Raw genomic sequence first — 8,261 nt, 5'->3', positions numbered from 1 at the left:
GATTTTTGGCACGCTGTTGAGTTCTCAAGGAACGGACACTTCCTTCGTACTCACCCGAGAGACTCTCTCAGGCTTTCCTCCGGGCGTTTCCCTTCTGTGTTTCAAACTCTATCAGTGAATTTCCGTCTCTCTGACCACGGTTCTGCGGACATGCAGAACCAGACCTCGAGATAGGATCTGACAAGTTGAGTGCTGCCGGGCAAGGACACTTGATCGCGTCGCTCGGCCCCAAGCAGGAGCACGACTCTACATGGGGCGCTGGAGCGGGCGCAAATCGTTTCCGCTCTGCTCTACGGCCGCCAACCGGGTCCTCTCGCAGAGAACCAGCACTTCATATGACATACCCTGCTGAGCAGTGTGCCGTCCGGGACAGGTAGTGACGGCCCATATCAATCTCCACCCCTGGGAGGCTTCCCATGACCACCGTGACGTCCCCTCTTGCAGGACGCGCCATCGGACTCGCCGCGGTACCGGATCCCGTGTTCTCCGGGGCCATGGTCGGCCCCGGCATGGCGATCGATCCCGTGCGTGAACCCTCGGAGGCTGTCGCCCCCGTGGACGGAGTGATCGTCTCGCTTCATCCGCATGCTTTCGTCGTCGTCGACGGCGAGGGCCATGGTGTGCTCACGCACCTCGGTATCGACACCGTGCAGTTGAACGGCGAGGGCTTCGAGCTCCTAGTCAACAAGGGTGACACCGTGGCGCGTGGCCAGGCCGTCGTGCGTTGGAACCCCGCTGCCGTCGAGGCGGCCGGCAAGTCCCCGGTGTGCCCGATCGTGGCGCTCGAAGCCACGGCCGAGTCCCTCTCCGACGTCCGCGAGGACGGCGATGTGAAGGCCGGAGACGAGCTCTTCGGCTGGCAGTGACGTCAGCGCCGACGTAGACGACAAGTAGGACAACCACCGCAGCGGCGCTACCCGCCGCACTATCGGAGACGGGTGAGATGGAGACAACGCTGCGAGGCGTCGGCGTGAGCCACGGTGTGGCGATCGGCGAGGTTCGGCACATGGGAACAGCGGTTCTTGAACCGCCGGCCAAGCAGATCCCGACAGAGGACGCGGAGCGCGAACAGGGGCGTGCCCGCAAGGCCGTGGAGGATGTGGCAGCGGACCTGGTTGCGCGCGGCAATCTGGCGGGGGGCGAAGCTCAGGCGGTGCTCGAGGCGCAGGCCATGATGGCCGAGGACCCCGAGTTGATGTCCGATGTGGAACGGCGGATCGCTGTCGGCAGCACCGCCGAGCGCGCGGTCTATGACGCGTTCGCTGCTTACCGCGCGCTGTTGGCCGCCGCCGGTGAGTATCTCGCCGGTCGTGTGGCCGACCTCGACGACGTGCGGAATCGTATCGTCGCCCGGCTGCTCGGGGTGCCCATGCCTGGTGTGCCGGACAGCGACGAGCCGTATGTCCTTATTGCTCGTGACCTCGCGCCGGCGGACACCGCGCTGCTCGACCCCACTTTGGTGCTCGGTTTCGTCACCGAGGAGGGTGGGCCGACCAGCCACAGCGCGATCCTGGCGCGAGCACTCGGCGTTCCGGCCGTGGTCGCACTGCCTGGTGCCGGCGAGATCGCAGAGGGCACGGTCATCGCCGTGGACGGCAGCACCGGTGAGATCTTCGTGGAGCCGAGCGCCGAGAAGAAGGCAGAGTTGGAGGCCGCTGCGGCAAAGCGCAAGGCGGCGCTGTCCTCTTCTACCGGTCCCGGTGCCACGTCTGACGGCCATAAGGTGCCGCTGCTGGCCAATGTGGGGGGCCCGGCTGACGTGCCTGCCGCTCTCGAGGCCGGTGCTGAGGGCGTCGGTCTGTTCCGTACCGAGTTCCTTTTTCTGGACGACAGCAAGAAGGCGCCGTCCGAGGAGAAGCAGGTCGAGGCGTACCGGCAGGTTCTCGAGGCGTTTCCCGAGGGCCGTGTCGTGGTGCGTGTGCTCGACGCGGGCGCGGACAAGCCGCTCGACTTCCTGACTCCGGCCGACGAGCCGAACCCGGCACTGGGTGTGCGGGGTCTCCGCTCATTGCTCGACCACCCTGATGTGCTTCGTACACAGCTGACCGCCCTCGCCAAGGCTTCGGAGGGGCTGCCGGTCTACCTCGACGTAATGGCTCCGATGGTCGCGGACCGCACCGACGCCAAGGCGTTCGCGGATGCGTGCCGGGCGGCCGGCCTGCAGGCGAAGTTCGGCGCGATGGTGGAGATTCCGTCGGCCGCGCTGCGGGCGCGCTCGATCCTTCAGGAAGTCGAGTTCCTGTCCCTGGGCACCAATGACCTCGCGCAGTACACCTTCGCTGCCGACCGGCAGGTCGGTGCGGTGTCCCGTCTGCAGGACCCGTGGCAGCCCGCACTGCTCGACCTGGTCGCACTGTCCGCCGAGGCGGCGAAAGCCGAGGGCAAGAGCTGTGGTGTCTGCGGTGAGGCCGCGTCGGACCCGCTGCTCGCGTGTGTGCTGACCGGTCTGGGGGTCACCTCCCTGTCGATGGGCGCCGCGTCGATTCCTTACGTTCGGACGACGCTCGCCAAGTACACGCTGGCGCAGTGCGAGCGTGCCGCTGCCGCTGCGCGCGCGACGGACACGGCCGAGGAGGCACGCACGGCGGCGCAGGCGGTGCTGTCCGGCGAGTAGCCGGACCGCGTCGTCGTTCGACTGTTGCCTAGGGGCGCCCCACCTGCCGGTGGGGCGCCCCTACGCGTTCAGTGCGTGTGACCCGTCATTCCTCCTCCTTCTCCGAGGTCGGGTGGTACGCAGTAGTCGACTCCTGATTCCGGGGAAACCAGGTCCCCGGAAGCGGCATCGGTGCAATAGGCATCGAAGACTTCTGCCGCGGTGAGGGGCTCCAGGCCATCACCGCGGAGTCGCCATCCATAGATGTGGTCGGTCGTGTCGTGAGCGGTGGTGCGCATGACGAGTCCCCCTGCGCTTCGGGTGGCGATCCCGAGGGCCAGCACAGTGCTGAATTCGAGGGCATCTGATTCGTCGAGGTGGAGGGTGCCCGCGTTGTCGTCGGCTCGGAGCACGGCGACGAGCGTTTCGGGCGCTGCCGAGACGCTGCACACGAGATGGAGATCGCCGGCTCCCGCAGTGTCGAGAATGCGGCTGAGCAGGTGAGAGGCCTGGGCGAAGGATGCGCGTCCGATGTCCTCGCCGCAGGACGCGCAGTTGCCGATACGGGCCAGGAGGGTGGTGGCGTACTCCCATGTCGCCTGGCGGACGGCCTCGTCGACGAGGTCCGGGACGAGTTCGTCGAGGGGCTGCCCCTCGTACATGACGGTGGCTCCCGTCGCGGCCAGTTCAGCTGTGAAGCGTGTGCGGCTCGACGGAGCGTCGGGTTCCAGGCCGCTCTCGGCGCAGAACTCGGCGTATTCCTCGGGGTCGAAGAGCGCCACTGTGGTGTGGCCGCCCTGGGCGGCGAGGGTCCTGAGCAGGGATTCCACTTGCTGGAGGTAGGTGGTGTGGTCATCGAAGGCGAACGTGCGGTAGCGCCGCATCGCCGTGAAGTCCTGTTCGTCGGTCAACAGGCCGATGGTGCCCGCGATTTCGCGGCGCAGGACGCGTCGCATGGTCTGGTGCTGGGTGTGCGCCATGTTTCCCCCTGTGCGCAGTCGATCAATGCTCACTCACAGTAACTGGAGGCACTGACAACGCCGACGGGCGAGGACAGTTCGCCACATCGCGGGGTGGCGGTCTGTCGTGGCGTACGTCCGTCAGGCGCGGCTTTGGGCCAGGTCTTCGTAGAAGCGCAGCAGCTCGACGTTGTCCACGGAGCCGAGGTTGACCGCCTTTTCCAAGGAGGTGCCTTGGAGGAGGCGCTTGATCGGGACCTCGATGCGCTTGCCGGTGAGGGTGTGGGGGACGCCGGGGACTTCGATGACTTCGTCCGGGACGTGGCGCGGCGAGAGCTGCTCGCGGATGGTCTGCTTGATGCGGGTCAGGAGGGCCTCGTCGAGTGCGGCACCGGGGGCGAGGTGCACGAAGAGGGGCATCCAGTAGCCGCCGTCGGGCTGTTCGACGCCGATGACGAGCGACTCCTTGATCTCGGGGAGGCGTTCGACGGCTTCGTAGATGTCGGCCGAACCCATGCGCACGCCCTGGCGGTTGAGCGTGGAGTCCGAGCGGCCGTGGATGATGACGGAGCCGCGCGAGGTGACGGTGATCCAGTCGCCGTGGCGCCACACTCCGGGATACGTGTCGAAGTAGCTGTCGTGGTAGCGGGTGCCGTCGGGGTCGTTCCAGAAGCGGATGGGCATGGACGGCATCGGATTGGTGACCACGAGTTCACCGACTTCGTCGATGAGGGGTTTGCCGCTGGGGTCCCAGGACTGGAGGTCGGTGCCGAGGCCGGGGGCCTGGAGTTCTCCGATGTACACGGGCAGTGTCGGGACGGCGCCCGCGAAACAGGAGCACACGTCGGTGCCGCCGCTGACGGAGGCGATCCACAGGTCGTCGCGGACCTCGTCGTGGAGGTAGCGGAAGCCGTCGGGCGGCAAGGGCGAGCCGGTGGTGGCGACGCACTGCACGCGCGTGAGGTCGAAGTCGTGGGAGGGGCGGACACCTGTCTTACGACACGCCATGACGTACGCGGCTGACGTGCCGAAGAGTGTCGCTCCCGTGCGTTCGGCGATGCGCCACTGGGCGCCGGTGTCCGGGTAGCCGGGGCTGCCGTCGTACAGGACGACCGTGGTGCCTGTGAGGAGCCCGGAGACCAGGAAGTTCCACATCATCCAGCCCGTGGACGTGTACCAGAAGAAGCGGTCTTCGGGGCCGAGGTCGCAGTGCAGACCGAGCTGCTTGAGGTGCTCGACGAGGATGCCGCCCTGGGACTGGACGATCGCCTTGGGGAGGCCGGTCGTGCCTGAGGAGTAGAGCACCCACAAGGGGTGGTCGAAGGGGACCTGTTCGAAGACGGGCACCACGTCGGCGGAGGTCAGGGCGGACCATTCCAGGGCGCCCTGAGGAACCTCGGTGCCGAGCAGGGGAATGTGTACGACCGCGCGCAGGGTCGGCAGTTCGCGGCGCAGCTCGGCGACGGTGTCGCGACGGTCGTGCTCCTTGCCTCCGTAGCGGTAGCCGTCGACCGTGAAGAGCACTACGGGTTCGACCTGCTGGAAGCGGTCCAGGACGCTGCGGGCGCCGAAATCGGGGGCGCAGGACGTCCACACACCGCCCACGGCGGCTGTGGCGAGGAGGGCGATCACGGCCTGCGGAATGTTCGGCACGTAGCCGCAGACTCGGTCCCCCGGGCGTACGCCGAGTGTGCGCAGTTCGGCCGCCAGGGAGCCGACCTGGCGTCGTAGCTCGGACCAGCTGATCGGGGTCGCCTCATGGGTCTCGTCGACGTACAGGAGCGCGGGTTCGTCCGAACGGGTGGCGGCGGCGCGCAGAGCGTGCTCGGCGTAGTTGAGGGCCGCCCCGGGGAACCACTCGGCGCCGGGCATGGAACGGTCACCGAGCACGCGCGCGTAGGGGGTCGAAAACCGTACGCCGAACCATTCGGTGACGGCTTTCCAGAAGGTGTCCAGCTCGTCCACGGACCAGTGGTGCAGTGCCGCGTAGCCGCCCTCGGCCGGGGCTCCGTGTCGCTCGGCCGCCCAGGTCTGGAACTTCGTGATCTGCGCCTGGGCGATGCGTTCCTCGGTGGGCTGCCAGAGCGGTGAGGGGTTGGAGGTGGACATGGGGCGGCTCCCGGGCTGTGCGCGTCGTGGGCGTCTGTCGCGCACGAGCTGGGGTGTGCGCGTCACGCGGCTGCCATGGACGATGCCATGTGATCGACTTCGGCACCAGGGTGAACCACACATAGTCGCCGACGTGAAGATGTGGTCTGGCCACGGGTGAACGGCAGTTGAACGACTCACACTTATGGCCTCGACAATGGCAGGCTGAGCAGCATGAACGGTCGTGACCTGGTGCGTTCGGTGAAGGCGGTCGGTTCGGCGGGGGCGGCCCAGGGGTTGCGTACCGTGCGAGCCGCGTGGCGCAGGAAGCGTGCCGATGCCATCGGGCTGCCACCGCGGGGCGCCGAACGCGCCCGGGTGCCAGGGCCGGTGCGGGGCGTGGTGCCGAGCCCCGGCGGTGGAGTCGTCCGGTTCACTCGCTCCGAGCTGACGATCACGGTCACGGTGAACGGGGCGATTTTCTGGGGATGGGACGGGGCGGACCCCGAGCCGTCGTACGCGCTCGCGGGCCACTGTCCGGAGCCGGACCCGCGGGCCGTCCTGGAGCCCGACAAGGACGGCGGTTGGCGGGTCGTCTCCGAACGGGCGACGGTCGTGGTGTCGCGGCACGGAGCCGTCGAGGTACGCACCCCCGGTGGCGTGATGCTGCGCCGCGATCTGCCACCCCGTTGGTGGGAGCCGGTCGGCGGCGGCGCGGCGCGCTGGATGCAGCGCTCCGAGGTGGCCGCCGACGCGCGGTTCTTCGGTCTGGGAGGGCGCGCGGCGGGCCCTCGGCTGCGCAATGGGACCTACCGGCTGTGGAACACGGATCCCGGGAAGGCCTTCACGCCCGGCGACGATCCCCTGTACCTCACCATGCCCGTGCAGTTGGTGGTCGCCGACGCGGCCACCCATCTCGTGTTCCACGACACCTCGTGGGACGGCACGGTGACCTTGCGTGAGGGCGAGGAGGGCGCCGGCTCCGGGCACGACAGGGCGGGGTCGTGTGAGCTGCGTATGGACGGTGGCCCACTGCGCTGCTGGGTGATGGTGGGCACCCCCGCGCGCGTGCTGCACGCCTGGATCTCACTCACCGGGGCGCCCGCGCTACCGCCTGAATGGGCGCTGGGGCACCATCACGCGCGGTGGGGTTTCGGCAGTGCGCAGGAAGTGCGGCGGATCGTCGCGGGCTACCTGGAGCGTGGCCTTCCGCTCGATGCCGTCCACCTGGACATCGACCACTACGACGCGAACCAGGTGTTCACGGTGGACCGGGAACGCTTCCCGAAGATGCCGGAGCTCGCGGAGGAGCTGCGGCGCGACGGCGTCCGGCTGGTGTCGATCGTCGACGCGGCGGTCAAGGCGGACCCGGGCAACGCGGTGTACGACAGTGGCATCGCTGCGGACGCCTTCGTCCGGGATGCCTCGGGGAGGCTCGTGCGAGGTGTCGTATGGCCTGGAGAGTCGGTCTATCCGGACTTCACGAACCCGCGCGTGCGACGGTGGTGGGGCGGGCTCTACGAGGAGCGGCTCGCGCAGGGTTTCGCCGGGTTCTGGCACGACATGAACGAACCGACGTCGTTCACGGCCTTCGGGGAGTCGACGCTGCCGCGCTCGGCCCGGCACTCCCTGGAGGACCGCGGTGGTGACCACCGCGAGGCACACAACGTGTACGCGTTGGGCATGGCCCGGGCCGGGTATGAGGGACTGCGTGAACTGGCGCCCCAGGAGCGGCCGTTCGTCTTCTCGCGCTCCGGGTGGGCCGGAATGCAGCGCTACGGAGGGACCTGGTCCGGGGATGTCGCCACCGGCTGGCCCGGGCTGCGGGCGTCACTGTCTCTGGTGTTGGGGCTGGGGCTGTGCGGGGTGCCGTACTCGGGGCCCGATGTGGGCGGCTTCGACGGGAGTCCTTCGCCCGAGCTGTATCTGCGGTGGTTCCAGCTCGGCGCGTATCTCCCGCTGTTCCGTACGCACGCGAGTCTGCGGGCGGGGCGCAGAGAGCCCTGGGAGTTCGGTGACGACGTCCTGGAGCACGCGCGCGTGGCGCTCGTCGAACGGCGGCGGCTGCTCCCGTACTTCATGACACTGGCGCATCTGGCTCGCCGCACCGGCGCACCCTATGTGCGGCCCATGTGGTGGGGCGCGCCCGAGGACCGGGCGCTGCGCGAATGTGAGGACGCCTTCCTGCTCGGTGACTCCCTCTTGGTGGCGCCGGTGCTGGACCACGGGGCGGACCGGCGCGCGGTACAGCTGCCACGGGGGCGTTGGTACGACACGGTCACTGAGGAGGCCTACGAAGGGCCGGCCCAGGTGCTGATCGACTCCCCCTTGTCGCGGATTCCGGTGCTGGCGCGTGCCGGTGCCGTCGTGCCCGTTCGGGGCGCCCATGGTGGATTGGAGCTTGAGGTGTGGGCTCCCGCGCGAGGGCGTGTGGGGGGCGGGCTTGTCGTGCCGGACACGGGCGACGGGTGGGACGAGCCGGAGATCGAGCGCTATGTGACGCGCTGGGAGGGAGCGCAGGTGGTCGTACAGCGGGAGGGAGAGGGCGGCCTGAGTGAACCTGCGTATCCGGTGCGGGTGCGGGGGCTCCGGGCGCTGTAACGGCCGCTGAGCGCCCCCGC

5 protein-coding genes are annotated in these 8,261 nt (G+C 68.6%); 3 read left to right on the top strand and 2 right to left on the bottom strand.

The genetic code is table 11. The annotated features are described in order from the left end of the window. Positions 1-416 precede the first annotated feature (416 nt). Both AB0N66_RS41550 and ptsP read left to right on the top strand, forming a co-directional pair. The gene (locus AB0N66_RS41550) at positions 417-866 is read left to right on the top strand and encodes a PTS glucose transporter subunit IIA (protein ID WP_365445878.1); all 450 of its coding nucleotides are present in this window, start codon (positions 417-419) and stop codon (positions 864-866) included. Positions 867-943: 77 nt separating this feature from the next. After that, a complete protein-coding gene (gene ptsP, locus AB0N66_RS41545; RefSeq protein ID WP_365445875.1) occupies positions 944-2,614 on the top strand; it encodes a phosphoenolpyruvate--protein phosphotransferase in 1,671 nt (556 codons plus the stop codon). Positions 2,615-2,682: 68 nt separating this feature from the next. On the opposite strand, the gene AB0N66_RS41540 is transcribed toward ptsP, so the two are convergent. Continuing rightward, positions 2,683-3,573: a hypothetical protein gene (locus tag AB0N66_RS41540; RefSeq protein ID WP_365445873.1), complete on the bottom strand. Its 891-nt coding sequence runs from the start codon at positions 3,571-3,573 to the stop codon at positions 2,683-2,685. A 120-nt stretch (positions 3,574-3,693) separates the two neighbouring features. Then, positions 3,694-5,661 (bottom strand): acetoacetate--CoA ligase, encoded by a 1,968-nt coding sequence (locus AB0N66_RS41535; RefSeq protein WP_365445870.1) that lies wholly within the window; start codon positions 5,659-5,661, stop codon positions 3,694-3,696. Positions 5,662-5,874: 213 nt separating this feature from the next. Between AB0N66_RS41535 and AB0N66_RS41530 the strand changes: the two genes are divergently transcribed. Next, positions 5,875-8,241, top strand: a complete 2,367-nt coding sequence (locus AB0N66_RS41530) for a TIM-barrel domain-containing protein (RefSeq protein ID WP_365445867.1) — start codon at positions 5,875-5,877, stop codon at positions 8,239-8,241. Positions 8,242-8,261: the final 20 nt, after the last annotated feature.

It is taken from the genome of Streptomyces sp. NPDC093544, from assembly GCF_040683495.1.
Lineage (GTDB): Bacteria > Actinomycetota > Actinomycetes > Streptomycetales > Streptomycetaceae > Streptomyces.
The sequence above is the reverse complement of the archived record's forward strand: the minus strand, read 5'-3'. Positions and strand labels throughout refer to the sequence as shown.

Coding starts and splice junctions, on each gene's coding strand:
- AB0N66_RS41550 (WP_365445878.1), top strand. CDS start 417: ATGACCACCGTGACGTCCCCTCTTGCAGGACGCGCCATCGGACTCGCC.
- ptsP (WP_365445875.1), top strand. CDS start 944: ATGGAGACAACGCTGCGAGGCGTCGGCGTGAGCCACGGTGTGGCGATC.
- AB0N66_RS41540 (WP_365445873.1), bottom strand. CDS start 3,573: ATGGCGCACACCCAGCACCAGACCATGCGACGCGTCCTGCGCCGCGAA.
- AB0N66_RS41535 (WP_365445870.1), bottom strand. CDS start 5,661: ATGTCCACCTCCAACCCCTCACCGCTCTGGCAGCCCACCGAGGAACGC.
- AB0N66_RS41530 (WP_365445867.1), top strand. CDS start 5,875: ATGAACGGTCGTGACCTGGTGCGTTCGGTGAAGGCGGTCGGTTCGGCG.